The organism is Streptomyces atriruber, assembly GCF_001418325.1.
In the GTDB taxonomy this organism is placed as follows: domain Bacteria; phylum Actinomycetota; class Actinomycetes; order Streptomycetales; family Streptomycetaceae; genus Streptomyces; species Streptomyces atriruber.
Map to the genome: position 1 here is coordinate 1 of NZ_LIPN01000225.1, position 24939 is coordinate 24939.

Annotated in this window: 26 protein-coding genes; 24 read left to right on the forward strand and 2 right to left on the reverse strand. The window is 69.4% G+C overall.

The window, feature by feature from the left end; genetic code table 11:
* The first annotated feature begins 72 nt into the window (after positions 1 to 72).
* Both AOK03_RS23055 and AOK03_RS23060 read left to right on the forward strand, forming a co-directional pair.
* Complete coding sequence (locus AOK03_RS23055; RefSeq protein ID WP_055567236.1) at positions 73 to 975, forward strand: tRNA (adenine-N1)-methyltransferase; 903 nt, start codon at positions 73 to 75, stop codon at positions 973 to 975.
* A 217-nt stretch (positions 976 to 1192) separates the two neighbouring features.
* On the forward strand, positions 1193 to 1780 hold the full coding sequence (locus AOK03_RS23060; protein ID WP_055567237.1) for a hypothetical protein: 588 nt from the start codon (positions 1193 to 1195) through the stop codon (positions 1778 to 1780).
* 19 nt (positions 1781 to 1799) lie between these two features.
* Here AOK03_RS23060 and AOK03_RS23065 read toward each other — a convergent pair whose 3' ends face one another.
* Positions 1800 to 2111, reverse strand: a complete 312-nt coding sequence (locus AOK03_RS23065) for a ferredoxin (RefSeq protein WP_055567238.1) — start codon at positions 2109 to 2111, stop codon at positions 1800 to 1802.
* 254 nt (positions 2112 to 2365) lie between these two features.
* Here AOK03_RS23065 and arc point away from each other — a divergent pair, with 254 nt between their 5' ends.
* From arc to prcA, 6 genes are all read left to right on the forward strand, one after another.
* The gene (gene arc, locus AOK03_RS23070) at positions 2366 to 4132 is read left to right on the forward strand and encodes a proteasome ATPase (RefSeq protein WP_055555579.1); all 1767 of its coding nucleotides are present in this window, start codon (positions 2366 to 2368) and stop codon (positions 4130 to 4132) included.
* 213 nt (positions 4133 to 4345) lie between these two features.
* Positions 4346 to 5857 (forward strand): depupylase/deamidase Dop, encoded by a 1512-nt coding sequence (gene dop / locus AOK03_RS23075; protein ID WP_341845821.1) that lies wholly within the window; start codon positions 4346 to 4348, stop codon positions 5855 to 5857.
* Between the two features lie 123 nt (positions 5858 to 5980).
* Positions 5981 to 6199, forward strand: a complete 219-nt coding sequence (locus AOK03_RS23080) for a ubiquitin-like protein Pup (protein WP_055567240.1) — start codon at positions 5981 to 5983, stop codon at positions 6197 to 6199.
* A 5-nt stretch (positions 6200 to 6204) separates the two neighbouring features.
* Positions 6205 to 6810 (forward strand): endonuclease VII domain-containing protein, encoded by a 606-nt coding sequence (locus tag AOK03_RS41140; RefSeq protein ID WP_107098074.1) that lies wholly within the window; start codon positions 6205 to 6207, stop codon positions 6808 to 6810.
* Entirely contained in the window at positions 6762 to 7607 is an 846-nt protein-coding gene (gene prcB / locus AOK03_RS23085; protein WP_055567241.1) for a proteasome subunit beta, read from the forward strand. The genes AOK03_RS41140 and prcB overlap by 49 nt, the downstream gene beginning before the upstream one ends.
* Positions 7608 to 7660: 53 nt before the next feature.
* The gene (prcA, locus tag AOK03_RS23090; RefSeq protein ID WP_055567242.1) at positions 7661 to 8446 is read left to right on the forward strand and encodes a proteasome subunit alpha; all 786 of its coding nucleotides are present in this window, start codon (positions 7661 to 7663) and stop codon (positions 8444 to 8446) included.
* Between the two features lie 77 nt (positions 8447 to 8523).
* Here prcA and AOK03_RS23095 read toward each other — a convergent pair whose 3' ends face one another.
* On the reverse strand, positions 8524 to 9552 hold the full coding sequence (locus tag AOK03_RS23095; protein ID WP_055567243.1) for a LacI family DNA-binding transcriptional regulator: 1029 nt from the start codon (positions 9550 to 9552) through the stop codon (positions 8524 to 8526).
* Between the two features lie 148 nt (positions 9553 to 9700).
* On the opposite strand from AOK03_RS23095, the gene AOK03_RS23100 reads away from it, so the two are divergent.
* The 16 genes from AOK03_RS23100 to AOK03_RS23175 all read left to right on the forward strand — a co-directional run.
* Positions 9701 to 10960 carry an MFS transporter gene (locus AOK03_RS23100; RefSeq protein WP_055567244.1) on the forward strand — a complete coding sequence of 420 codons (1260 nt, stop codon included), beginning with the start codon at positions 9701 to 9703 and terminating at the stop codon, positions 10958 to 10960.
* A gap of 9 nt (positions 10961 to 10969) precedes the next feature.
* Positions 10970 to 12331: a Pup--protein ligase gene (pafA, locus tag AOK03_RS23105; RefSeq protein ID WP_055567245.1), complete on the forward strand. Its 1362-nt coding sequence runs from the start codon at positions 10970 to 10972 to the stop codon at positions 12329 to 12331.
* A 138-nt stretch (positions 12332 to 12469) separates the two neighbouring features.
* Positions 12470 to 13471, forward strand: a complete 1002-nt coding sequence (locus tag AOK03_RS23110) for an FKBP-type peptidyl-prolyl cis-trans isomerase (protein ID WP_055567246.1) — start codon at positions 12470 to 12472, stop codon at positions 13469 to 13471.
* 56 nt (positions 13472 to 13527) lie between these two features.
* Positions 13528 to 13902 (forward strand): FKBP-type peptidyl-prolyl cis-trans isomerase, encoded by a 375-nt coding sequence (locus AOK03_RS23115; RefSeq protein WP_055567247.1) that lies wholly within the window; start codon positions 13528 to 13530, stop codon positions 13900 to 13902.
* A 134-nt stretch (positions 13903 to 14036) separates the two neighbouring features.
* Positions 14037 to 14990 carry a helix-turn-helix transcriptional regulator gene (locus AOK03_RS23120; RefSeq protein WP_055567248.1) on the forward strand — a complete coding sequence of 318 codons (954 nt, stop codon included), beginning with the start codon at positions 14037 to 14039 and terminating at the stop codon, positions 14988 to 14990.
* Between the two features lie 18 nt (positions 14991 to 15008).
* A complete protein-coding gene (locus tag AOK03_RS23125) occupies positions 15009 to 16004 on the forward strand; it encodes a helix-turn-helix transcriptional regulator (RefSeq protein ID WP_055567249.1) in 996 nt (331 codons plus the stop codon).
* 11 nt (positions 16005 to 16015) lie between these two features.
* Positions 16016 to 16276, forward strand: coding sequence for a hypothetical protein (locus AOK03_RS23130; RefSeq protein WP_055567250.1), 261 nt, complete (start codon positions 16016 to 16018; stop codon positions 16274 to 16276).
* A gap of 9 nt (positions 16277 to 16285) precedes the next feature.
* Entirely contained in the window at positions 16286 to 16483 is a 198-nt protein-coding gene (locus AOK03_RS23135; protein WP_055567251.1) for a hypothetical protein, read from the forward strand.
* Between the two features lie 209 nt (positions 16484 to 16692).
* A complete protein-coding gene (tatA, locus tag AOK03_RS23140) occupies positions 16693 to 16977 on the forward strand; it encodes a Sec-independent protein translocase subunit TatA (protein WP_055567252.1) in 285 nt (94 codons plus the stop codon).
* Positions 16978 to 17073: 96 nt separating this feature from the next.
* Complete coding sequence (tatC, locus tag AOK03_RS23145; protein ID WP_055567258.1) at positions 17074 to 17967, forward strand: twin-arginine translocase subunit TatC; 894 nt, start codon at positions 17074 to 17076, stop codon at positions 17965 to 17967.
* Positions 17968 to 18007: 40 nt separating this feature from the next.
* Positions 18008 to 18898: a diacylglycerol kinase gene (locus AOK03_RS23150; RefSeq protein ID WP_055567253.1), complete on the forward strand. Its 891-nt coding sequence runs from the start codon at positions 18008 to 18010 to the stop codon at positions 18896 to 18898.
* 95 nt (positions 18899 to 18993) lie between these two features.
* A complete protein-coding gene (locus tag AOK03_RS23155) occupies positions 18994 to 21804 on the forward strand; it encodes a DEAD/DEAH box helicase (protein ID WP_055567254.1) in 2811 nt (936 codons plus the stop codon).
* A gap of 355 nt (positions 21805 to 22159) precedes the next feature.
* Positions 22160 to 23812, forward strand: a complete 1653-nt coding sequence (locus tag AOK03_RS23160; RefSeq protein WP_055567255.1) for an ATP-binding protein — start codon at positions 22160 to 22162, stop codon at positions 23810 to 23812.
* Positions 23809 to 24216: a roadblock/LC7 domain-containing protein gene (locus AOK03_RS23165; protein ID WP_055567256.1), complete on the forward strand. Its 408-nt coding sequence runs from the start codon at positions 23809 to 23811 to the stop codon at positions 24214 to 24216. Before AOK03_RS23160 ends, AOK03_RS23165 begins: the two co-directional genes overlap by 4 nt.
* On the forward strand, positions 24213 to 24626 hold the full coding sequence (locus tag AOK03_RS23170) for a DUF742 domain-containing protein (RefSeq protein ID WP_055567257.1): 414 nt from the start codon (positions 24213 to 24215) through the stop codon (positions 24624 to 24626). Before AOK03_RS23165 ends, AOK03_RS23170 begins: the two co-directional genes overlap by 4 nt.
* Positions 24607 to 24939, forward strand: a 333-nt coding sequence (locus AOK03_RS23175) for a GTP-binding protein (RefSeq protein ID WP_244177711.1), incomplete at its 3' end; no start/stop codon positions are given. The genes AOK03_RS23170 and AOK03_RS23175, both read left to right, overlap by 20 nt.

A 24939-nucleotide genomic window follows, 5' to 3' on the forward strand; every position in this document is an offset into this window, starting at 1 on the left:
GCCCCCGACCCAGGCCCTCCGCGCGTCGGCACCGTGGTCGGCGGCCCGCGCGGGGGCCGGTAGGCTGGTCACATGTCCGAACCGACCGGTGCCGCCCGCCGTCGCGGGCCCTTCAAGGTCGGGGACCAGGTCCAGCTCACCGACCCCAAGGGACGCCACTACACGTTCACGCTCGAGGCCGGGAAGAACTTCCACACCCACAAGGGTTCCTTCCCCCACGACGAGCTGATCGGCGCTCCCGAGGGCAGTGTTGTCCGAACCACGGGAAACGTCGCCTACCTGGCGCTGCGACCCCTGCTCCCCGACTACGTCCTGTCCATGCCCCGCGGCGCCGCCGTGGTCTACCCCAAGGACGCGGGGCAGATCCTGGCCTTCGCCGACATCTTCCCCGGCGCGCGCGTCGTGGAGGCGGGCGTGGGCTCCGGCTCGCTGAGCAGCTTCCTGCTCCGCGCCATCGGCGACCAGGGCATGCTGCACTCCTACGAGCGCCGCGAGGACTTCGCCGAGATCGCCCAGCAGAACGTGGAGCGCTACTTCGGCGGCCCGCACCCCGCCTGGCAGCTCACCGTCGGCGACCTCCAGGACAACCTCAGCGACACCGAGGTCGACCGGGTCATCCTGGACATGCTCGCCCCCTGGGAGTGCCTGGAGGCCGTCTCCAAGGCCCTCGTCCCCGGCGGCATCCTCTGCTGCTACGTCGCGACCACCACCCAGCTCGCCAGGACCGTCGAGTCCATCCGCGAGATCGGCGGCTTCAACGAGCCGACCGCCTGGGAGTCGATGATCCGCAACTGGCACATCGAGGGCCTCGCCGTCCGTCCCGACCATCGCATGATCGGGCACACCGGCTTCCTCCTCACCGCCCGCCGCCTCGCGGACGGCGTCGAGCCGCCCATGCGCCGCCGCCGCCCCGCCAAGGGCGCGTACGGCGAGGACTACTCCGGCCCGAACGCCGACGGCGGCTCCCCGCGCTGACCCGCGCGGCGGGCCCCGCCCAATGAGCAGGCGCCGTCGCCGAGTTCCCTGACCGACCAGGGAACTCGGCGACGGCGCCGTTTCGTTGGCAGGACACCAGCCCCGTACCGGAAGAACCGCGAGAACCACCGGACCCCGGTGTTCCACCTCACTGTGACGTATGGCACGATGCTGGCCACCTCCCCACCGGCACAGCCCTCACAGGAGACACTTCCTCGTGCAGCACCCCGCCGTCCCGGAACTGGCGCACACCACCACCCGCCCCATCCACTGGCTGGCCATAGCGGCCGCGCTGGCCGCCGTCGTCGCGGGCTCCGCGGTCCTGCAGCCCGACGCCGCCACCGCGGCCCAGACCGGTCCCAAGGCGCACTCCAGGGCCGCCACGGGCACACCGGCCCCAGCCCCGGCCCCCGACACCGCCTCCGTCGACTTCCCGATCGCCTGCGGCCCCGTGCGGCCCGTGGTGAAGAAGAAGGCCTCCGGCGACCTCGACGGCGACGGCAGGCCCGAAACCGTCGCCGTCGTGCACTGCGAGGCCGGCTCGGGCACCCCGCCCGACGGGATCTACGTCATCACCAGGGCGCAGACGGGCAAGCCGCGCGTGGTCGCCACCCTCGTCGACCCCAAGGACCGACTCACCGTGAGCGACTTCGCCCTGCGCGAGGGCGAAGTCACCGCTACCCTGCTCGGCTACTCCTCGCCCGACGTGCCCCGCTGCTGCCCCGATCAGGAGGACGAGGCCAAGTGGCAGTGGAAGGACGGGAGGTTCGAACGGGCCGCTCCCGCCCAGGCGCGCAGCGTCTGACGCCCCCGCGGGGGCGGAATCAGGCCGCGTCGGGGCCGTAGACCTCGACGCTGTCCGAAACGCGGCGCACATGAATGCAGTCGCCGGGGCACTCCTTGGCTGAGTCCACGACATCCCTGAGGAGCGGCAGCGGCACGGGCGTTGTGGCCCCCGGCGCCTGCAGCAGCTCGTCCTCGGCGCTCTTCACATACGCCAGACCGTCGATGTCCAGCTCGAAGACCTCGGGCGCGTACTGCGCACAGATGCCGTCTCCGGTACAGAGGTCCTGGTCGATCCAGACCTCCAGATCGTGGCCCTCACTGCCGGTCTCGGCCTCGTGCCGCACGGTCATCTCTCCTGCCGGTCGCTGCGCCGAGCGGCCCGACGATGCAGCAAGTCGGGCCAGCCCTGACGGGTGTTGAACGCTTCGACGATACAACCGCCCGCTTTCCGATGTTGTTGGGTGGGTATTCACCTGGTGTGAGGGAGAGCGCAAGGGTGAAGATCGGACACACCCCCACTGTCTTTGTGATCTAGGGGTTTCAATCGACACCCACCCAGGTAGGGTCTGGAAGCGTCCAGCTCCCCTTGGAGGAGGTGAGGACCGTGGCAGCCCACGACGACGACATCAACCGCGGCATCCGGCCGGGGCGAGGGTCTGAAGACCCTGCCGGTCAGGTTGCCTATCTCGAGCAGGAAATCGCCGTCCTGCGACGCAAGCTCGCCGACTCTCCGCGTCATACGAGGATTCTCGAAGAGCGGATCGTCGAGCTGCAGACCAACCTGGCCGGCGTGTCCGCACAGAACGAGCGGCTCGCCAACACGCTCCGTGAGGCCCGCGACCAGATCGTGGCCCTCAAGGAGGAGGTCGACCGGCTCGCACAGCCACCGGCCGGCTTCGGAGTCTTCCTCGTGGCGAACGAGGACGGCACGGCGGACATCTTCACCGGGGGCCGCAAGCTCCGGGTGAACGTCAGCCCGAGCGTGGAGCTCGAAGAGCTCAGGCGCGGCCAGGAAGTGATGCTCAACGAAGCGCTCAACGTGGTCGAGGCCATGGAGTACGAGAGCGTCGGAGACATCGTCACCCTCAAGGAGATCCTCGAGGACGGCGACCGAGCCCTGGTGGTGGGACACACCGACGAAGAACGAGTGGTCCGGCTCGCCGAGCCCCTCCTCGACGTCACGATCCGCCCGGGCGACGCCCTCCTGCTCGAACCCCGCTCCGGCTACGTGTACGAGGTCGTGCCCAAGAGCGAGGTCGAAGAGCTCGTCCTCGAAGAAGTCCCCGACATCAGCTATGAAAAGATTGGCGGCCTCGGCGGCCAGATCGAAATGATCCGGGACGCCGTCGAGCTTCCGTACCTCTATCCCGACCTTTTCAAGGAGCACGAACTGCGGCCGCCCAAGGGTGTGCTGCTGTACGGGCCCCCCGGCTGCGGCAAGACGCTCATCGCGAAGGCCGTCGCCAACTCTCTTGCCAAGAAGGTCGCCGAGGTGACCGGCCAGCCCGCGGGGAAGAGCTACTTCCTCAACATCAAGGGCCCCGAGCTCCTCAACAAGTACGTCGGCGAGACCGAGCGCCACATCCGCCTGGTCTTCCAGCGTGCCCGGGAGAAGGCGAGCGAGGGCACCCCCGTCATCGTCTTCTTCGACGAGATGGAATCCCTCTTCCGCACCCGTGGATCAGGCGTCAGCTCGGACGTGGAGAACACCATCGTCCCCCAGCTGCTCGCCGAGATCGACGGCGTGGAAGGCCTGGAGAACGTCATCGTCATCGGCGCCTCCAACCGCGAGGACATGATCGACCCCGCGATCCTGCGGCCCGGACGGCTCGACGTCAAGATCAAGATCGAGCGCCCGGACGCCGAGGCGGCGAAGGACATCTTCGCCAAGTACCTCACCGAACGGCTCCCGCTGCACGCCGACGATCTCGCCGAGCACAGCGCCGACCGGCGCGCCACGGTGCACGGCATGATCCAGTCCGTCGTCGAGCAGATGTACGCGGAGTCCGAGGAGAACCGCTTCCTCGAGGTGACGTACGCCAACGGCGACAAGGAAGTCCTGTACTTCAAGGACTTCAATTCCGGCGCCATGATCGAGAACATCGTGGGCCGTGCCAAGAAGATGGCCATCAAGGCCTTCCTCGAGGCGAATCAGAAGGGCCTCCGGGTCGCTCACCTCCTCCAGGCTTGCATCGACGAGTTCAAGGAGAACGAGGACCTGCCCAACACGACCAACCCCGACGACTGGGCCAGGATCTCCGGAAAGAAGGGCGAACGGATCGTGTACATCCGCACCCTTGTCACCGGAAAGCAGGGCGCGGACACCGGACGCTCCATCGACACGGTGGCCAACACCGGTCAGTACCTGTAGAACGCAGGGCGGCTGCGGGTGTCCTTCACGGGTACCCGCAGCCGTCTGTTTTTCAATGAAGGCAATGATCTCCCCACCAGCGCAAAGGCGTTCTAGGCTCTTCGGTACCGCCGAGTCGCGCAGTGCGGGGACGGGCACCGCACACGCACCGGAGCACCAGCGGTACTTGAGCGCCGTTCCCGAACGGGAGCGCCGCCGGGCAAGGAGGGCCGCATGACCGTACGGCGAGTAATGGGCATCGAGACGGAGTACGGCATCTCCGTCCCCGGCCACCCCAACGCCAATGCCATGCTCACCTCATCCCAGATCGTCAACGCCTATGCCGCGGCGATGCACCGGGCGCGACGCGCCCGCTGGGACTTCGAGGAGGAGAACCCGCTGCGGGACGCGCGGGGTTTCGACCTCGCCCGCGAGGCCGCCGACGCCAGTCAGCTGACGGACGAGGACATCGGCCTCGCCAACGTCATCCTCACCAATGGCGCACGCCTGTACGTCGACCACGCACACCCCGAATACAGCTCGCCGGAGATCACCAACCCCTGGGACGCCGTCCTGTGGGACAAGGCCGGCGAACGCATCATGGCCGAGGCCGCCGAGCGCGCGGCACAGCTCCCCGGCGCCCAGCCGATCCACCTCTACAAGAACAACACCGACAACAAGGGCGCCTCGTACGGCACGCACGAGAACTACCTGATGAAGCGGGACACCCCCTTCTCCGACATCGTGCGGCACCTGACGCCGTTCTTCGTCTCCCGCCAGGTCGTCACCGGAGCGGGGCGCGTCGGCATCGGGCAGGACGGCCACGAGCACGGCTTCCAGCTCAGCCAGCGCGCCGACTACTTCGAGGTCGAGGTCGGCCTGGAGACCACGCTCAAGCGGCCCATCATCAACACCCGCGACGAACCGCACTCCGACGCCGAGAAGTACCGCAGGCTGCACGTCATCATCGGCGACGCCAACCTCTCCGAGATCTCGACGTATCTGAAGCTCGGCACCACGTCCCTGGTCCTCGCGATGATCGAGGACGGCTTCATCGCGGTGGACCTCGCGGTCGACCAGCCGGTGCGCACGCTGCACCAGGTCTCGCACGATCCGTCGCTCAAGCATCTCGTCACGCTCCGTAGTGGCCGCTCACTCACCGCGGTCCAGCTCCAGATGGAGTACTTCGAGCTGGCCCGCAAATACGTGGAGGAGCGGTTCGGCTCCGACGCCGACGACCAGACCAAGGACGTGCTGGCCCGCTGGGAAGACGTCCTCGGCCGCCTGGAGAGCGATCCGATGAGCCTCTCCGGAGAGCTCGACTGGGTCGCCAAGCGGGAACTGATGGAGGGCTACCGCCGACGCGACAGCCTCGACTGGGACGCCGCACGGCTCCACCTGGTCGACCTCCAGTACGCGGACGTACGGGCCGAGAAGGGCCTGTACAACCGCCTGGTGGCCCGGGGCAAGATGAAGCGGCTCCTCGACGAGGCGGACGTCGAGCGGGCCACCACCAAGCCGCCCGAGGACACGCGCGCGTACTTCCGCGGCCGCTGCCTCGAGCAGTACGCGGACGACGTGGCCGCGGCGTCCTGGGACTCGGTCATCTTCGACCTCCCGGGCCGTGACTCTCTGCAACGGGTGCCCACGCTGGAGCCCCTGCGCGGCACGAGGAACCACGTCAAGGAACTCCTGGACCGCTGCCGCACCGCGGAAGACCTGGTGCGGGTGCTCTCCGGGGGCTGAAAGGCCCGGCGCGGGGGAATCATCGAAGTGGTCCCCCCACGTTGAGGAAGTAAGGGGCCGATGTCAGACCGCGCTTGTAGGGTCTGATCAAGAACGTCTAACCGAGCGAGCGGGGTGAGGTAGATGGCGACCAAGGACACCGGCGGCGGACAGCAGAAGGCGACGCGTCCCACCGAGGAGACCGAGGAGCAGACGCAGGACGCGCAGGGCTCCGAGGACCTCAAGGAGCGCCAGGAGAAGCTGAGTGACGACGTCGACTCGGTTCTTGACGAGATTGACGATGTACTCGAGGAAAATGCCGAGGACTTCGTGCGGAGTTTCGTGCAGAAAGGTGGCGAATAAGCGCTTTGTCCGATTTTGAGATCGGGAAGCGCTGTGCGGGCTGTGAGCGTGTGCTGGCGAAGGTCTGCTTCGCGGCCGACAGGAATCGGCGCGATGGACTGCAGACGCGTTGTCGCGAGTGCGTGGCGGAATACAGCGCCGCTCACTACCGCCGTCGCAGGGCGGCCCTCGGCAAGACGGTGCGCGAAAAGGTTGAGGTGCCGCCAGGGCACAAGCTGTGTCGCACCTGCGGTGAGGTCAAGGCCCATGGTGAGTGGCACCGGAATGCGACTGCCTCGGACGGCCTCTCGACCCGCTGCAAGGCGTGCCGGGCAGTCCAGGGGCGTGCGGGCCACCTCAAGCGTCAGTACGGCATGACCGAAGCGGAGCGCGACGAGCTCGTCGCCTCTCAGAAGGGGCTCTGCGTGATCTGTCTCAGTGCCCCCGCCATCCATATGGATCACTGCCACGAGACGGGTAAGGTCCGTGGCGTACTGTGCTTCAACTGCAATTCGGCCATCGGCAAGTTGGGAGACGATCCCGACACTGTTCGTCGGGCTGCCGCCTACTTGGAAGGATCCTCGTGGAAGCCAACACTCGTAGCACCGGGCGTCTACCAGCTGCCTTCCTGACGCCTGGTTCGTCGTCCTTCATGGACTTCCTGTCCGAGCACCAGCCGGAGATTCTGCCCGGCAACCGTCAACTGCCGCCCACACAGGGCGTCGTCGAGGCGCCGCACGGCACGACCATCGTGGCCGTGACGTTCCCCGGTGGCGTGGTCCTCGCGGGCGACCGGCGGGCGACGATGGGCAATGTCATCGCGCAGCGCGACATCGAGAAGGTGTTCCCGGCCGACGAGTACTCGGCCGTGGGCATTGCGGGCACGGCCGGTCTGGCCGTGGAGATGGTCAAGCTCTTCCAGCTGGAGCTGGAGCACTTCGAGAAGGTGGAGGGGGCCACGCTCTCGCTCGAGGGCAAGGCGAACCGGCTCTCCACGATGATCCGGAGCAACCTCGGCATGGCCATGCAGGGCCTCGCCGTGGTGCCGCTCTTCGCGGGGTACGACGTGGACCGCGAGAAGGGCCGCATCTTCTCGTACGACGTCACGGGCGGACGTTCGGAGGAGCACGGTTTCGCGGCGACCGGTTCGGGTTCGGTCTTCGCGCGCGGTGCGATGAAGAAGCTCTACCACGCCGGTCTGACCGAGGAGCAGGCGACGACCCTGGTCGTCCAGGCGCTGTACGACGCCGCGGACGACGATTCGGCGACCGGTGGTCCGGATGTGGCCCGGCGGATCTATCCCATCGTCACCGTGATTTCCGACGAGGGGTTCCGCAGGCTGACGGAGGACGAGTCCTCGGCCATTGCGCGCTCGATCCTGGAGAAGCGTCTGGAGCAGCCGGACGGCCCGCGGGCCGCGCTGCTCTGAGCGCTCCGAATTCGCCACTGACTGAAGTTTTTTGACAGAAAGGGACGGATCCGGTGTCGACGCCGTTCTATGTCTCACCCCAGCAGGCCATGGCCGACCGGGCGGAATACGCCCGGAAGGGCATCGCCCGTGGCCGCAGCCTTGTCGTGATGCAGTTTGCCGACGGCATCGTGTTCGTCGGCGAGAACCCGTCCCGTGCGCTGCACAAGTTCAGCGAGATCTACGACCGGATCGGCTTCGCGGCCGCCGGTAAGTACAACGAGTACGAGAATCTGCGGATCGGCGGCGTTCGCTACGCCGACCTCCGTGGGTACACCTACGACCGCGACGACGTGACGGCTCGTGGGCTCGCGAACGTCTATGCGCAGACGCTCGGCACGATCTTCTCCAGCAACGCGGAGAAGCCGTACGAGGTGGAGCTGGTCGTCGCCGAGGTCGGCACCACGCCGGACGGCGATCAGATCTATCGCCTGCCGCATGACGGATCGATCGTGGATGAGCACGGTTCGGTCGCCGTCGGTGGCAATGCCGAGCAGATCAGCAGCTATCTCGATCAGCGTCACCGGGACGGAATGACGCTGGCCGAGGCGCTCAAGCTCGCGGTGCAGGCGCTGTCCCGGGACACCAACGGCAGCGAGCGGGAGATCCCCGCGGAGCGCCTGGAGGTGGCGGTCCTCGACCGTACGCGGCCGCAGCAGCGCAAGTTCAAGCGGATCGTGGGCCGTCAGCTGTCGCGGCTGCTCGACGAGGGCGGTGAGACGGACGCGCCGACCGACACGGACGCGGACACGGACACGGACGCGGGGACCGCGCCGAGGTCCGGCGGCGACGTCGAGTAGTTCCGCAAGTCCCGCTCGGGCGTGCGCCCCGTGTCCCGGCCTCAGGGTCGAGACACGGGGCGTTCCTCTGTGCGGGGTCAGTGTGCGGGGCCCGGGCCGGTGGAGCCGCGGACGACGAGTTCGACGGGGAGCGGGGTGGCGTCGGGGGCGCGGCCTTCGAGGACGGCGACCAGGGACTCCATGCCGCGCTCCCCGAAGCGCTCGGCGGGCAGTCGGACCGTCGTCAGCTCGGGTTCGACGGCGGTCGCCAGGGTCAGGTCGTCGAAGCCGGTGACGGAGACGTCCTCGGGGACGCGCAGTCCCAGCCGTCGCGCGGCTTTGCAGACGCCGGCGGAGAGGAAGTCGTCGTCGCAGACGACCGCGGTGGGGCGGGGCCCCGGGGTCGACAGGGCGGCTTCCGCGACGACGCGGGCGCCCTCGACGTTCAGGGGGGCGGCGACGCGGCGTACGGCCGTGTCCGTGCCGCGCAGGGTCCGGGCGAGGGCCTCGGCGCGGACGTCGAAGGTCCAGGAGTCCACGTCGGCGGCGAGGTGCAGGAAGTCGCGGTGGCCGAGGGCCAGCAGGTGTTCCGTCACCCGGCGCATGCCGTCGGCGAGGTCGAGGTTGACGGTGGCGGCTCCCAGGCTGCCCGCCGGGTCGCTGTCGAGCATCACCAGCGGCAGGTCGTCGCCGCGGATGGTGGCCAGGGCGTCCGAGGCCATGGAGGACGCCAGGACGCCGTCCAGGGAGGACCGTGCCGAGGCGAAGGGGTCGCGGGCGGGGCCGATGCCCTCGGGGGAGGGGTAGAGCACGACGCCGAAGCCGTGGCGGGCGGCGATGCGGGCGACTCCGGTGTAGACGTGCGCGAAGAACTCGTTGGTGAGCTCGGGGACGACGAGGAGCGCCGTCCTGGTCCGGCCCAGGCGCAGGTTGCGGGCGGCGAGGTTCGGGCGGTAGCCCAGTGCGCGTGCGGCCGAGCGGACGCGGTCGGCCGTGGGCGCGGCGACGCGGCCGCGCCATTTGTCGCCGAGCACGAGGGAGACGGTGGCCTGGGAGACCCCGGCCGCGCGTGCGACATCGCGGCTCGTGGGGCGTGGGCCCCCGGCTTCCTGTAGTGGCCCGGCCACTGACACCTCCCGGCTCGTCGTGCCCGCGCGACGGAGGCACCGTGCTGCGGGAATGCGGTGGACCCGCAGACTGGGCTCATGGTACGTATGACGCCGGACGTTATACGTAAAACCCCGGCTCGGTGGCGCGGGGAGAGGGCGGGAGAGCATGGCTGCGGGATATGCGGAGATCCTCAGGACGCGCCATGCGGCGCGGCTGCTCGCGGGGACGCTGGTGGGACGGCTGCCCAACGCGACGGCGGCGATCGCGATCGTGCTGTTCATCCGGTCCGAGGGCGGCACCTACAGCCTGGCCGGCGCCCTCGCCGCGGTGTACGGCGTGGCCAACGCGATCGGGCAGCCGCTGCTCGGGCGCCTCGTCGACCTCCACGGTCAGCCGCGCGTGCAGTTGCCCGCCGCGCTGCTCTCCGCGCTCGGCATGGCGCTGTTCGCCTTCACGGGTCCGGACCGGCTGGCTCTCGCCTATGTCGCGGTCGCGGTCGCGGGTCTGTTCACGCCGCCCCTGGAGGGCGGTCTGCGGGCCCTGTGGCCGAGTGTCCTCGGCAAGGAGGAGCAGGTGCACACCGCGTACGCGATGGACGCCATAGCCCAGGAAGTGATGTTCACCGTCGGCCCGTTGCTGGTGACCGGATGCGTGGCCCTCTGGTCGGAGCAGGCGGCGCTGCTCGTGGTCAACGCGGTCGGCGTGCTGGGCGCCCTCTCCGTAGTGGCATCCCGGCCCTCGCGCGCGTGGCGCTCGGCACCCAGGGAGGCGCACTGGCTCGGAGCCCTGCGCTCGCGCGGGCTGCTCGCGCTCCTCGGCGCGTTCCTCTTCATCGGCATGGCGCTCGGCTCCATCACCGTCGCCGGCGTCTCGTACGCGGACGGGAACGGCGGCGACGCCGTGTACGGCTGGATGATGGCGGCGCTCGGGCTCGGCGCGCTGGTCGGCGGGTCGGTGTACGGGGCCCGGCAGTGGAGCGGTGTGCCGGAGCGGCGGCTGAGCGTCCTGGTGGCGCTGCTTGCCGTCTGCTACTGGCCGTTGACGCTCACGCCCGGAGCGGTCGCCATGACGGCGCTCACGGCGCTCGCCGGTGTATTCCTCGCGCCGGCGCTCGCGTGTGCGTTCATCATCGTCGACCGGCACGCTCCGCGGGGCACGGTGACGGAGGCGTTCTCCTGGCTCGTGACGACGTTCACGGTCGGGGCCTCGCTGGGGACGGCGGCCGCGGGCCCCGTCGTGGAGCGGGGCGGCGCCGGGTGGGGTTTCGCGGTGCCGGGGCTCGCCGGGGTGGCCGCGCTGGTGGTTCTGCTGGCCACGGCGCGGGTACTCGTACCGGCCGGAGAATCCGGGGTCGTTGCGGGTTCATCGGAAAATGATCGAAACGGTGCCGTCGAACCCGGTTTCAGTGCCCCGCATCAGGCGTAATGTTCAGTCATGGACCGCCGCATTTTCGGGCTGGAGAACGAGTACGGCGTCACATGCACGTTCAGGGGACAGCGCCGTCTGTCACCTGACGAGGTGGCGCGCTACCTCTTCCGCCGTGTTGTGTCATGGGGCCGCAGCAGCAACGTCTTTCTGCGGAACGGCGCCCGCCTCTATCTTGACGTGGGATCACATCCGGAATACGCAACACCCGAATGTGACAACGTGACCGAGCTGGTCACCCACGACAAAGCGGGCGAGCGCATTCTGGAAGGCCTGCTCGTCGACGCCGAACGCCGCCTGCACGAGGAGGGAATCGCGGGCGACGTCTATCTTTTCAAGAACAACACCGATTCGGCGGGAAACTCCTACGGGTGCCACGAGAACTATCTGGTGGCCCGTCACGGGGAGTTCTCCCGGCTCGCGGACATCCTCATCCCGTTCCTCGTCACCCGGCAGCTGCTGTGCGGCGCGGGCAAGGTGCTGCAGACTCCGCGCGGCGCCGTGTACTGCGTCAGTCAGCGTGCCGAGCACATCTGGGAAGGGGTGTCCTCCGCGACCACCCGTTCCCGGCCGATCATCAACACCCGCGACGAACCGCACGCGGACGCCGAGCGCTACCGCAGGCTCCACGTCATCGTCGGCGACTCGAACATGTCCGAGACGACCATGCTCCTCAAGGTCGGCGCCACCGACCTGGTGCTGCGCATGATCGAGGCGGGCACCGTCATGCGTGACCTCACTCTGGAGAACCCGATCAGGGCCATCCGTGAGGTCTCCCACGACATCACGGGCCGCCGCAAGGTGCGCCTGGCCAGCGGCCGCGAGGCCTCGGCCCTCGAAGTGCAGCGCGAGTACTACGAGAAGGCGGTGGACTTCGTCGACCGCCGTGGCATCCGCACCGGCACGGTCGAGCAGGTCCTGGAGCTGTGGGGCCGCACGCTGGACGCGATCGAGTCGGAGGACCTCGACCGCATCGGCACCGAGATCGACTGGGTCATGAAGTACAAGCTCATCGAGCGGTACCGCGCGAAGAACAACATGACCATGTCGCACCCGCGGGTCGCGCAGATAGACCTCGCGTACCACGACATCCACCGCCGTCGAGGGCTCTACTACCTCCTGGAGAAGAAGGGGCAAGCCGCCCGGATCTGCAACGACTTGAAGATCTTCGAAGGCAAGTCGGTGCCGCCGCAGACCACCCGCGCGCGTCTGCGCGGCGACTTCATCCGGCGGGCCCAGGAGCAGCGCCGTGACTTCACGGTCGACTGGGTCCACCTCAAGCTCAACGACCAGGCACAGCGCACAGTGTTGTGCAAGGACCCCTTCCGGTCCGTGGACGACCGGGTGGAGAAGCTCATCGCCGGCATGTGACCCAAGTGGCCCCAACGACCCGAGCGGCGTTGTGGGAACGCAACACGGGCGCCGTACGTTCCTCGTGCGGCGCCCTTCTCACGCCGTAGAGTTGCGCGCACGCCAACCCACAAGATCGACCGATACGAGGCCCCCACCGTGCGCCGACGCTCACTTCTCCTTGCTGTCCCGGCCGGCCTGCTCACGCTGGCAGGCTGTGGTGACGACAAGGCCGACAAGGCCGACAAGACCAAGCCCAGTGACAGCCCGACCAACGCCACGTCAGCGCCGCCGACGGCGAAGATCGTGGACGGGCCGCTGCCCGAGATCACGAAGGGCACGAAGTTCGGTCAGAAGCCGACCGTCGCCAAGGGCCCGGGCAAGCCGTCCTCCGACCTGGCCGTCAAGACCCTGATCGAGGGTAAGGGCAAGGAGGTCGCCAAGGGCGACTACCTGCAGGCCAATTACCTCGGCCAGATCTGGGCGACGGCCAAGGTCTTCGACAACTCCTACGACCGGGGGAACCCCACGGTCTTCCCGATCGGTGTCGGCCAGGTCATCCCGGGCTGGGACCAGGCCCTGGTGGGCAAGAAGCTCGACAGCCGCGTGGAGCTCGCCATCCCCCCGAAGATGGGCTACGGCGAGGAGGGCAACAAGCAGGCCGGGATCAAGGGCTCGGACACCCTCGTCTTCGTCGTCGACCTCGTGGGCACCTTCACCGCCACGAGCTCCGCGAAGGGCAAGGAGGTGGCGCAGTCCAACAAGGACCTGCCCAAGGTCGGCACGAACACCGACGGCAAGGCCCCCTCCATCGACGTCCCGAAGACGAAGGCGCCGAAGAAGCTCGTCGCGTCGTACATCCTCGAGGGCGACGGCGAAGAGGTGAAGGAGACCGACAGCCTCCTGTGCCAGTACGAGGGCGTGCTGTGGGCGGACGGCAAGGAGTTCGACTCCTCGTACAAGCGCAAGCAGCTCGCGTCGTTCCAGCTGGCGCAGGTCGTCAAGGGCTGGGCGCAGGGTCTGACCGGCAAGAAGGTCGGCAGCCGCGTCCTCATCGTCATCCCGCCGGAGCTGGGGTACGGCGACCAGCCCCCGCAGGGCAGCTCCATCAAGAAGGACTCCACGCTGATCTTCTCCGTGGACATCCTTGCGAAGATGTGACGCCGGAGATGTAAGACTGTCCGCGCTGACCTTTCGTATCAAAGCAGGAGCATTTCGTGAGCATTGACAAGCCCGAGGTCGACTTCCCGGTCGGCGAGCCGCCGGCCGACCTTCAGATCAAGGACATCTGGGAGGGTGACGGGGCGGTCGCCAAGGCGGGCGACTTCGTCAAGGTCCACTACGTGGGCGTCGCCTTCAGCACGGGCGAGGAGTTCGACGCGAGCTGGAACCGCGGCAACCCGCTGGAGTTCCAGCTGGGTGCCGGCCAGGTCATCTCCGGCTGGGACCAGGGCGTGCAGGGCATGAAGGTCGGTGGCCGGCGCGAGCTGACCATCCCGGCCCACCTCGCGTACGGCGACCGCGGCGCCGGTGGCGGCCGCATCGCCCCGGGCGAGACGCTGATCTTCGTCTGCGACCTGGTCTCCGTCTGAGGACGTCTGTGACCTGATCCTTTCGCTGAGGGTCCATGCCTGTCCGGCATGGGCCCTCGGCTTTTGCCCGGACACCCCGGGGCGGTACGGTCATCGGTCGGAAGCACAATCTGAACAGCCGAGAAAGGGCGTCGATGGCCATTGCCAAGGCCGAGCGGCTGATGAATCTTGCGCTGTGTCTGCTCGGGACCCGGCGGCCGCTCAGCAAGCGCGAGCTGCGCGAGTCGATCGAGGCCTATCTGGAGGCGGGGTCCGACGACTCCTTCAACCGGATGTTCGAGCGTGACAAGGACGATCTGCGCGAGCTCGGTCTGGTCATCGAGACCGTCGAGAACCTGGAGGGCGAGGTCGGCTACCTCGCCCGGCGCGACAGCAACCGCCTGCCGCCCATCACCCTCGACGCCGAGGAGGCCGCGGCGCTCGGTCTGGCCGCCAAGGTCTGGCAGCAGGCCCGCCTCGCCGGTGCCGCCAGCGGCGCCCTGCAGAAGCTGCGCGCGGCCGGCCTGCCCGAGGACGTCGACCCGTACGGGGCGCACAGCGCCCTGGAGCCGCGGATCCCCGCGCACGAGGCGTCCTTCGAGCCTCTGATGCTCGCCTGCCGGGACCGCCGCCCCGTCGTCTTCGACTACCGCAAGGCCACCGCGGCCCGCCCCGAGCAGCGCCACGTGGAGCCCTGGGCCCTGGAGTGCTGGCGCGGCCACTGGTACCTGGCGGGCTGGGACCGGGACCGGGGCGCCGAGCGGGTCTTCAGGCTCTCCCGCATCACCGGCAAGGTCCGTGCCCGCGCGGGGAAGTACACCGCCGACGTCCCGGACGTCGTCACGGTCCGCGAGACCGTCGCGAGCTGGGCGGGGGAGACCGCCGACCGCACCGCCCTGATCCGGCTGCGCACGGGCGCCGGCTATCCGCTGCGGGCCAAGGCCGTCGCGGTGCGGGAACTGGGCGACGGATGGGACGAGTTGGAGATTCCGTACGGCCACGGCCTCGACGCCTGGCTCGTGGAGTTCGGGCCCGATGTGGTGGTCGTCGAGCCCGCCGAGCTGCGGGCCGACGTCGTGGACCGGCTGCGTGCCGTGGCCAAGGGCTGAGGGGAAGCGGACAGAGCAATGGCCTCGAACGCCATCGACCAGACGCGGCGGATGCTGTCGCTGGTGACCTATCTGCGAGAGCGCCCCGGGGCGCACGTCGGCGACGTCGCCCGTGCCTTCGGCATCACCACGGACGAGCTGATCTCCGACCTCGACGTGCTGCCGCTGTGCGGGACGAGCTTCCGCGGCGGCGACCTGCTGGACATCGACACCGACGGCGACCGCATCTGGTGGCACAACCCCGACGACGTGGCGGCTCCGCTGCGCCTCGCCGCCGATGAGGCGACCGCCCTGCTGGTGGCCGCCCGCGCCGTGTCCACCCTGCCCGGCCTGCGCGAGAGCGACCGGCTCGCGCTGCTGCGTGCCACCGCGAAGCTGGAGACCGCGGCCGGTGAGGCGGCGGGCGCCAGCTCCCGCCTGTCGGTGACCTTCGAGTCCGAGGGCGGTGTCTTCGCCGACGTCGACCGGGCCATCTCCGAGCGGCGCAGGCTCTGGATCCGTTACTACTCGCCCGCGCGCGACGAGGTCACCGAGCGGGAGATCGACCCCATCCGCCTGGTGAGCGTCGGCCACACCTATGTCGAGGCGTGGTGCCGCCGCTCCGAGGCGCGGCGCACCTTCCGGCTGGACCGGGTCGCCGAGATCAAGATCCTGGACGAGCCGTCGGCGCCGCCCGAGGTGGAGCTGAGGGACCTCTCCGAGGGGCTCGTGCAGCCCGCGGCCGAGGATCCCGAGGTCGTCGTCGAGGTCGGTCCCGGCGGCCGCTGGGTCGCCGAGTACTACCCCCACGACAGCGCCGACGAGCTGCCCGACGGCGGCCTGCGGATCACGCTGCGCACCCCTGACCCCGCCTCGCTGCGCCGCCTCGCGCTGCGTCTGGGCAGGGACGGGCGGATCGTCTCCCCGGCCCAGCTCGCGGACAGCGCGCGGCAGGCGGCCCGAGAGGCCCTCGACGCGTACGAGAGGGACCTCGGGGCGTACGAGGATCACGACAGTCAGGAGCATGGGCGTTGAGCACACCGACGATGTCCGGACTGCCGGGGGTGCCGGCGCAGCCCCGGCCCGCCCCCGTTCTCTTCACGGCCGCCTGCCCCGACTGCCGGGCCCGCTTCGAGCTCTCCGCGGGGGCGCTGCGTCTCGCGATCGGTGCCAGCCCCCGCACCACCTTCTACTCGTTCACGTGCCCCGAGTGCGAGGCCGCGGTGCGCAAGCCCGCGGGCGAGCGCATCGTCGAGCTCCTCACCGGCGGCGGGGTGCGGACACTGCGCCTGCACTCGACCGTCTAGGCTCGGCGCATGTTCTGGGCGATGCTCGCGATCGCGGCGGGCTTCTTGGGCCTCGCCGTCCTCGGCGTACTGGCGATCAAGGTTTTTGTGGAGGCGCAGCGTCTCGGGCGCCAAGTGACCGAGACCACACGGAAGATCAACAGAGCGGCGGAGGACCTGGAGAAGGCAGCGGCCGGTGTGGCCCGTGCGGGGCGAGGGGCTCTTTAGCGTCCGCGACCTGTCAACTCCCCGAGGTGGGCGGGTACGCTGCCAATACGGCCCGGGATCGAGGCGGGGGCCGTACTCGGAGTATGCGCGGGGATTGCCGAGCGTTTACCCCGGGGGGTTACGATCGCTGCCAGCGCGGGAGATCGGATGTATGTCCGGTCTGCCGAGCAACCAGACTCCTGTCGCCTCGGTGAAGAAGGTATACAGCTATGGGTAGGCTCGGCCCCACCGAGATCATTCTCATCCTCGTCGTCATCGTCCTGCTGTTCGGTGCCAAGAAGCTGCCCGACATGGCGCGCTCCCTCGGCAAGTCGGCCCGCATCCTCAAGAGCGAGGCCAAGGCCATGAAGTCCGAGAACAAGGACGACGCAGCCGCTCCGGCCGACCCGCCGAGCGACCCTGCCGTCCAGCAGCGCACGATCAAGGCCGCCCCCGGCGATGTGACCAGCTCGCGCCCGGTCACCGAGCCCACCGACCGTACGACGCAGCGCTGAACCCAAGGCCGGCGACGACGGCCGGCCTGCCGCACGAGATGAGGACGTGGGTTGCTCAAGTCTGCCCGCAAGAAGGAGAAGGACCCCGAGGGGCGGATGTCTCTCGCGGAGCACCTGCGCGAGCTCCGCAACCGGCTCGCCAAGGGGCTCCTCGCGATCACGGTCGTCTCGATCGTGGCCGCGTTCTACAGCCAGGAGCTGATGGAGTTCCTGGCTGACCCCGTGCCGCGCTGCGAGCCCGGCATGAAGCAGACCGGTGGCCACTGCGCGACCGTGACCTTCAACGACCTGCTGTCGCCCTTCACCACGACGGTGAAGGTCAGCCTCATGGTCGGCATCATCGTGTCCAGTCCGGTCTGGCTGTACCAGCTCTGGGCGTTCGTCGCGCCGGGCCTGCACAAGAACGAGCGCAAGTACACCTACTGGTTCGTCTCCGCCGCGGTGCCGCTCTTCTTCGGAGGCGCCTGGCTGGCCTACACGATCCTCCCCGTCAGCATGCGCGTCCTCCTCGGCATCACGCCCGACGGGGCCGCGAACCTGCTGCCCATGGACACGATCCTCGACTTCACCGTCAGGATGGTCCTCGTCTTCGGTGCCTCGTTCGAGCTCCCACTCCTCCTGGTGATGCTCAACATGACGGGCATGGTCACCGGCCGCCGCATGCTCACCTGGTGGCGCGGTGTCGTCATGGGCGTCTTCATCTTCGGCGCGGTGGCGACCCCGACGACCGACCCGGTCGGCATGATCGCCCTCGCCGGACCGATCGTCGTCCTCTACTTCCTGGCCGTCGGCGTCTCGTTCCTGAACGACAAGCGCCGCCGCCGCAACGACCCGGATGCCGAGCTCGGCGACGACGAGGCCTCCGACCTCGACCTGACGCCCGAGGCCGTCGGCGACGTCGACTCGGTGCGGCCGCCCCGGGCGCTGCCCGAGCAGGCGGGCAGCGCCCGCAGTGATCAACGGGTGAACGGTTTCGACGATGTGACCTGATCTTGTAGGGTCCCCCCAAACTCCGTCCGGGGGGACCCCAGTGACCAGCCAGATCACCCTCTTCGTCAATCCCACCGCGGGCCGCGGCCGGGGCGCTCACGCAGCGCAACCGGCCGCTTCCGCTTTGCGGGCCCGTGGCTTCTCCGTGCGCACGGTCATCGGTGAGGACGCCTCCGACGCGCTGCGGCGGGCCCGCGAGGCCGTCGACGGCGGCACGGGGGCCCTGATAGCCGTCGGCGGCGACGGCATGGCGAGCCTCGCGCTGCAGGCCGTCGCCGGGACGCGCACCCCGCTGGGGGTGATCGCGGTGGGGACCGGCAACGACTTCGCGCGGGCCCTGGGCCTCCCGGTGCGCGAGCCGGCCGCCGCGGGGGAGATCGTGGCCGAGGCGCTCAAGGGGGCGCGGATGCGCGACGTCGACCTGGGGAGGGTCGGCGGGACGTGGTTCGGGACGGTGCTCGCCTCCGGGTTCGACTCGCGGGTCAACGACCGGGGCAACCGGATGCGGTGGCCCACGGGGCGCTTCAAGTACGACCTCGCGATGGTCGCGGAGCTGGCGGCGTTCAAGCCGATCCCGTACCGGATCACGCTGGACGGCGGCGACGTCCACGAGGTCGAGGCCACGCTCGTCGCGGTCGGCAACGGAACCTCGTACGGCGGCGGCATGCGGATCTGCGCCGGGGCCGACATGAGCGACGGGCTGTTCGACGTCACCGTGGTGGGCGACTGCAGCCGCACGACACTGCTCAAGGTCTTCCCGCGGGTCTACAAGGGAACGCACCTCGACCATCCGAAGGTGACCGTGCACCGTGCGGCCAGGGTCGAGATCGCCGCGCCAGGCATCACCGGGTACGCGGACGGGGAGCCGCTCGGCGCGCTGCCGCTCACCGCGGAGTGCGTGCCGGGGGCCGTGCGCGTCCTGGGGCCGTGAGCGCCGCGGCGCACGCCCCGTGAGCTGGCCCGTTCCACCCCTGTTCCAATAATGATCGTCCGTTGTCAGTGGTGGCCGGTAGTCTCGAAAGCACGATGACAGAGGACCTCTCACCGGCCGAGCGGTATGCGGCGGCGCGCAAGCGCGCTGTCGAGCAGGCCACCGCACTCGCGTCCTTCCGCGAGATGTACGAATTCGGCCTCGACCCCTTTCAGATCGAGGCGTGCCAGGCGCTGGAGGCGGGCAAGGGCGTGCTCGTCGCCGCCCCCACGGGCTCGGGCAAGACGATCGTCGGCGAGTTCGCCGTGCACCTCGCCCTGCTGCAGGGCAAGAAGTGTTTCTACACCACGCCGATCAAGGCGCTCTCGAACCAGAAGTACTCCGACCTCGCCAAGCGGTACGGCGCGGACAAGGTCGGCCTGCTCACCGGCGACAACAGCGTGAACAGCGACGCCCCGGTGGTCGTCATGACCACCGAAGTCCTGCGGAACATGCTGTATTCGGGCTCGCAGTCGCTGCTGAACCTCGGCTATGTGGTCATGGACGAGGTGCACTACCTCTCCGACCGCTTCCGCGGTGCCGTCTGGGAGGAAGTGATCATCCATCTGCAGGAGTCGGTCACGCTGGTCTCCCTGTCGGCCACGGTGTCGAACGCCGAGGAGTTCGGCGACTGGCTCGACACCGTCCGCGGTGACACCGAAGTGATCGTCTCCGAGCACCGGCCCGTGCCGCTCTTCCAGCACGTGCTCGCCGGACGCCGGATGTACGACCTCTTCGAGGAGGACGAGGGGCAGAAGAAGGCTGTCAACCCCGACCTGACGCGCATGGCCCGCATGGAGGCCAGCCGTTCGTACAACCCGCGCGACCGCCGCAAGGGCAAGATGATCCGCGAGGCCGACCGGGAGCGGGAGCGCCGGCAGCGGTCGCGGGTCTGGACCCCGGGACGCCCCGAAGTCATCGAGCGGCTCGACGCCGAGGGCCTGCTGCCCGCCATCACGTTCATCTTCAGCCGGGCCGCCTGCGAGGCAGCGGTCCAGCAGTGTCTGTACGCGGGCCTCAGGCTGAACGACGACGAGGCGCGGATGACGGTCCGCCGGATCGTCGAGGAGCGCACGTCCTCGATCCCGAACGAGGACCTCCACGTCCTCGGCTACTACGAATGGCTGGAGGGCCTCGAGCGCGGCATCGCGGCGCACCACGCGGGCATGCTGCCCACGTTCAAGGAGGTCGTCGAGGAGCTGTTCGTGCGGGGCCTGGTCAAGGCCGTCTTCGCCACCGAGACCCTCGCCCTCGGCATCAACATGCCCGCGCGCAGCGTGGTGTTGGAGAAGCTCGTCAAGTGGAACGGCGAGCAGCACGCCGACATCACCCCGGGTGAGTACACGCAGTTGACCGGCCGTGCCGGGCGTCGTGGCATCGACGTGGAGGGCCACGCGGTGGTGCTCTGGCAGCGCGCCATGAGCCCCGAGCACCTGGCGGGTCTCGCAGGCACGCGCACGTACCCGCTGCGGTCCAGCTTCAAGCCGTCGTACAACATGGCGGTGAACCTGGTCGAGCAGTTCGGGCGGCACCGCTCGCGCGAGCTCCTGGAGACGTCGTTCGCGCAGTTCCAGGCCGACAAGTCGGTCGTCGGCATCTCCCGGCAGGTGCAGAAGAACGAAGAGGGCCTGGAGGGCTACAAGGCCTCCATGACCTGCCACTTGGGCAACTTCGACGAGTACGCGCGGCTGCGCCGCGACCTCAAGGACCGCGAGAACGAGCTGGCCAAACAGGGCGCGGCCCAGCGCAGGGTCGCCGCTGCCGCCGCCCTGGAGAAGCTCAAGCCGGGCGACGTCATCCACGTGCCCACGGGGAAGTACGCGGGCCTCGCCCTCGTCCTCGACCCGGGGCTGCCCGCCGGGCGCGCCAACGGCCACCGCGGGTTCGACCACGTCGACGGGCCGCGGCCGCTGGTGCTCACGGCCGAGCGGCAGGTCAAGCGGCTCGCGGCGATGGACTTCCCGGTGCCGGTCGAGGCGCTGGAGCGGATGCGCATCCCGAAGTCCTTCAACGCGCGCTCGCCGCAGTCCCGCCGGGACCTCGCGTCCGCGCTGCGCACGAAGGCCGGGCACATCGTCCCGGACCGCCGCCGCAAGGGGCGCGCGACGGCCGCCGACGACCAGGAGATCGCCCGCCTGCGCGCGGAGCTGCGCGCGCACCCCTGCCACGGCTGCGACGAGCGCGAGGACCACGCGCGCTGGGCCGAGCGGTATCACCGGCTCAAGCGCGACACCTCGCAGCTGGAGCGCCGCATCGAGGGGCGCACGAACACGATCGCCCGCACCTTCGACCGGATCGTCGCGCTCCTGACGGAGCTGGACTATCTGCGGGGCGACGAGGTCACGGAGCACGGCAAGCGGCTCGCCCGCTTGTACGGGGAGCTGGATCTGCTGGCCAGTGAGTGCCTGCGGGCCCGGGTGTGGGAAGGGCTGAGCCCAGCCGAACTGGCCGCGTGCGTCTCTGCGTTGGTGTACGAGGCGCGGGTGGGCGACGACGCACTGGCACCCAAGCTGCCGTCCGGCGCGGCGAAGGCGGCGCTGGGGGAGATGGTGCGCATCTGGGGCCGCCTGGACGGCCTGGAGGAAGAGTTCAAGATCAGTCAGACGGAGGGCGTCGGTCAGCGCGAGCCCGACCTCGGCTTCGCCTGGGCGGCGTACATGTGGGCCAACGACAAGGGCCTGGACGAGGTGCTGCGCGAGGCCGAGATGCCGGCCGGTGACTTCGTGCGGTGGTGCAAGCAGGTCATCGACGTGCTCGGACAGATCTCCGCCGCGGCCCCGCGCGAAGGCAGCACGGTCGCGAAGAACGCCCGCAAGGCCGTCGATCAGCTCCTGCGGGGTGTGGTGGCATATAGCTCGGTGGGCTGAGTCCCGCCGCTGTCGCGCCGACGGGCGCGTCCCTCGACCAAGTGGTCGTCGGGCGCGCCCGTTCGGCGTTTTTCCGGGCGTTCGACGCGTCACTCCATGTGTTCGATTGATCGCCAACTGTGCAAAAGGGCAGAGTGTATGCCTCTCGGCATCCCCTGTGCAGGGGGTTGCCGAATATGACTCGGCGATGATTCCGGCGGACTAAGCTCGCCCGGAGCGCGGCGAGTTGGACGCGTTGCGGCAGTTTCGCGCGCTTGTTCCCCAATCTTTCGATCGTTCGTTTCGTCATCCCCCATATGTACTGTCACCCCCCAAAGACGTCATATCCCCCAAGACGAGTGTTCAGAGGGCATACATGGTGAGTGTTCAATCGCCTCCCGGTGGCCGAGAAGTCCCTTACGCGCGCGTGTTGTTGTTGCCTGCCATGCTGATGGCGGCGGCGACCGGAGCCGCCGTCGCCTCGGTGGCGGAGCCGGCCCGGCCCGCCGTCGTGTGGTGCGGCGCCGTCGCGACCCTCATGGTCATCGCGGTCGGCGCAGAAGCGGTACGGCGCGGCCGGACCATCCGGGGGCAGCGCACGCAGTACGCACAGCGGCTCGCCTTCCTCGAACGGCGCATCGCATCCCACGACGACGAGACCGTGCGGCTGGGCCGGGAGATCCTGCCCGAGGCGCTCTGGCGCCTGCGGCAGGGCGAATCGCCCGTGGAAGTCGTCCGCAACGTCGTCGACAAGGACGAGGCCTACAGCGAACTCCCCGACGCACAGTGCGACTTGCTCCGCTCCGTCCTCGAAACCCTGGACCGCGAGGAAGCGATGCGCGAATCCGCGCAGCGCGCCTTCGTCAACATCGCCCGGCGCGTCCAGTCGATCGTCCACCAGCAGGCCGCGGAACTGCGCGACATGGAGGAGTTCCACGGTCGCAACCCCGAGGTCTTCGACGACCTGCTGCGCATCGACCACGGCACCGCGCTGATCGGCCGGCTCGCCGACTCCATCGCGGTGCTCGGCGGCGCCCGCCCCGGCCGCCAATGGCCCAAGCCCGTACCCCTGTTCAGCGTGTTGCGCGGCGCGATGTCCCGGATCCTCGACTACCCGCGCGTCGAGCTGCACTCGATCGCCAACGTCGCGATCCACGGCACCTCCGTCGAACCGCTCATCCACGCCTGCGCCGAGCTCCTCGACAACGCCACCCGGTACTCGCCCCCGCAGACCAAGGTGCACGTCACCGCCGTCGAGGTGCAGACCGGTATCGCAGTGGAGATCGAGGACGGCGGCGTCAGCCTCAGCGAGGAGGCGCGGGCCCGCGCCGAGCGCATGCTGGAGCAGGCGCAGGCCGGCATCGACCTGAACGACCTCGGTGAGACGCCCCGCCTCGGCATGGCCGTCGTGGGTCGCCTCTCGCAGATGTACAACCTGCAGGTCTCCCTGCGGCAGTCCGCCTACGGCGGGGTCCGCGCGGTGCTCATCGTGCCGCGCGAGATGATCACCACCGGGCCCGCGCCCGGCCTCGCCCACGGCATCGGCGCCTCCGCCGTGCCCCGCGTGGACAACAGCGGCCGCACCATCGAGGAGCCGGCCCGCAACATCCGCCGCAAGAAGCCCCGCGTCGTCACCGCGGGCCCGCCGCTGCGCTCCCCGCTCACCGCGACCATGGAGGACGACGTCCCCGAGGTCACCGAGTGGACGTCCGGCGGCCTTCCGCAGCGCCGCAGCCGCGTCAAGATGTCCCTCAGCGAGCGGTACGCCCAGGAGGCCGAGGCCCAGCGGATCGCTGAGGCGCATGCCGCGGCGACCGCACCGCCCCCCGCGCCCAAGCGCGAGGAGCCCGAACCAGGCCTCTGGATCGAGGCGTTCATGAAGGGCGTCAAGGGCGAGGACCCTGCCGACCCCGATCCGCTGCCACCACACGCAGCCACCCCGGAGGCCTCCACGACGGACAGCTCCTTCCCTCCGCGGGGAACCACCCAGAACAACCACGGCAGCGCCGACGAGAGGGACTGGCAGTGATCCAGCAACGCGCCAATTTCGACTGGATGCTGAAGGAGCTCGCCGACGGGGTGCCACAGACCCGGCAGATCGTGGTGCTCTCGGCGGACGGTCTGCGGATCGCGCGCTACGGCGGCGATCCGGACGCGGCCGACCGCCTCGCCGCGGCCTGCGCGGGGCTGCAGAGCCTCGCCGCGGCCGTGGCCAGCGAGATCCCGCACAGCGACGGCGGAATGAAGATGGTCATCATCGAGATCAACGGCGGCTACTTCTACCTGATGGCCGCGGGCGCGGGTGCCTACCTCGCCGTGCTCGCCGACGAGACCGTCGACGCGGGCCTCATCGGCACCCGGATGCGTGACCTCGTCGTACGCATCGGGGCACATCTGACGAGCCCGCCCCGGCGTGACGGGCAGGCCGTATGACTCCTCCGCAAGAACCCCCTCGCGGCCCGCAACAGGGCGATGTCCCGCCGCAGCGCGGCGCAACCCCCCAGCGGGAGCGCCGCAGCCCCGAGAATCCGGAGCGGCTGTACATCCTCACGGGCGAGGACTCCGAGCGGGCACCGCTCGACCTCGTCACCCTGATCGTCGCGCAGGGCGAGGCGTCCCCCACGGCCCAACCGGAGCACTCGGCGGTCCTGCGGCTGTGCACCACGCCGCTGTCCGTCGCCGAGCTGTCGGCCTACATGGCGCTGCCGTTCTCCGTCGTCACCGTCGTCCTGACGGAGTTACTCGCGACCGAGCTCGTACAGGCGCGCGCCCCCATCGTCCGCTCCGCGCTCCCCGACCGATCCCTCCTCGAAGCGGTGATGCATGGACTTCAGAAACTCTAAGAACACGGACACGATCACCGGCCCCCGCAGTGAGGACGTCCTGCCGCACACGGCCGCGGCCGCCGTCAAAGTCGTGATCGTGGGCGGGTTCGGGGTCGGCAAGACGACGATGGTGGGTTCGGTGAGCGAGATCCGCCCGCTGACCACCGAGGAGACGATGACCCAGGCGGGCATCGGAGTCGACGACAACTACGGCTCCGAGTCCAAGACGGCCACCACCGTGGCGATGGACTTCGGGCGCATCAGCATCTCCGAGGAGCTCGTCCTCTACCTCTTCGGCACCCCCGGCCAGGAACGCTTCTGGTTCCTGTGG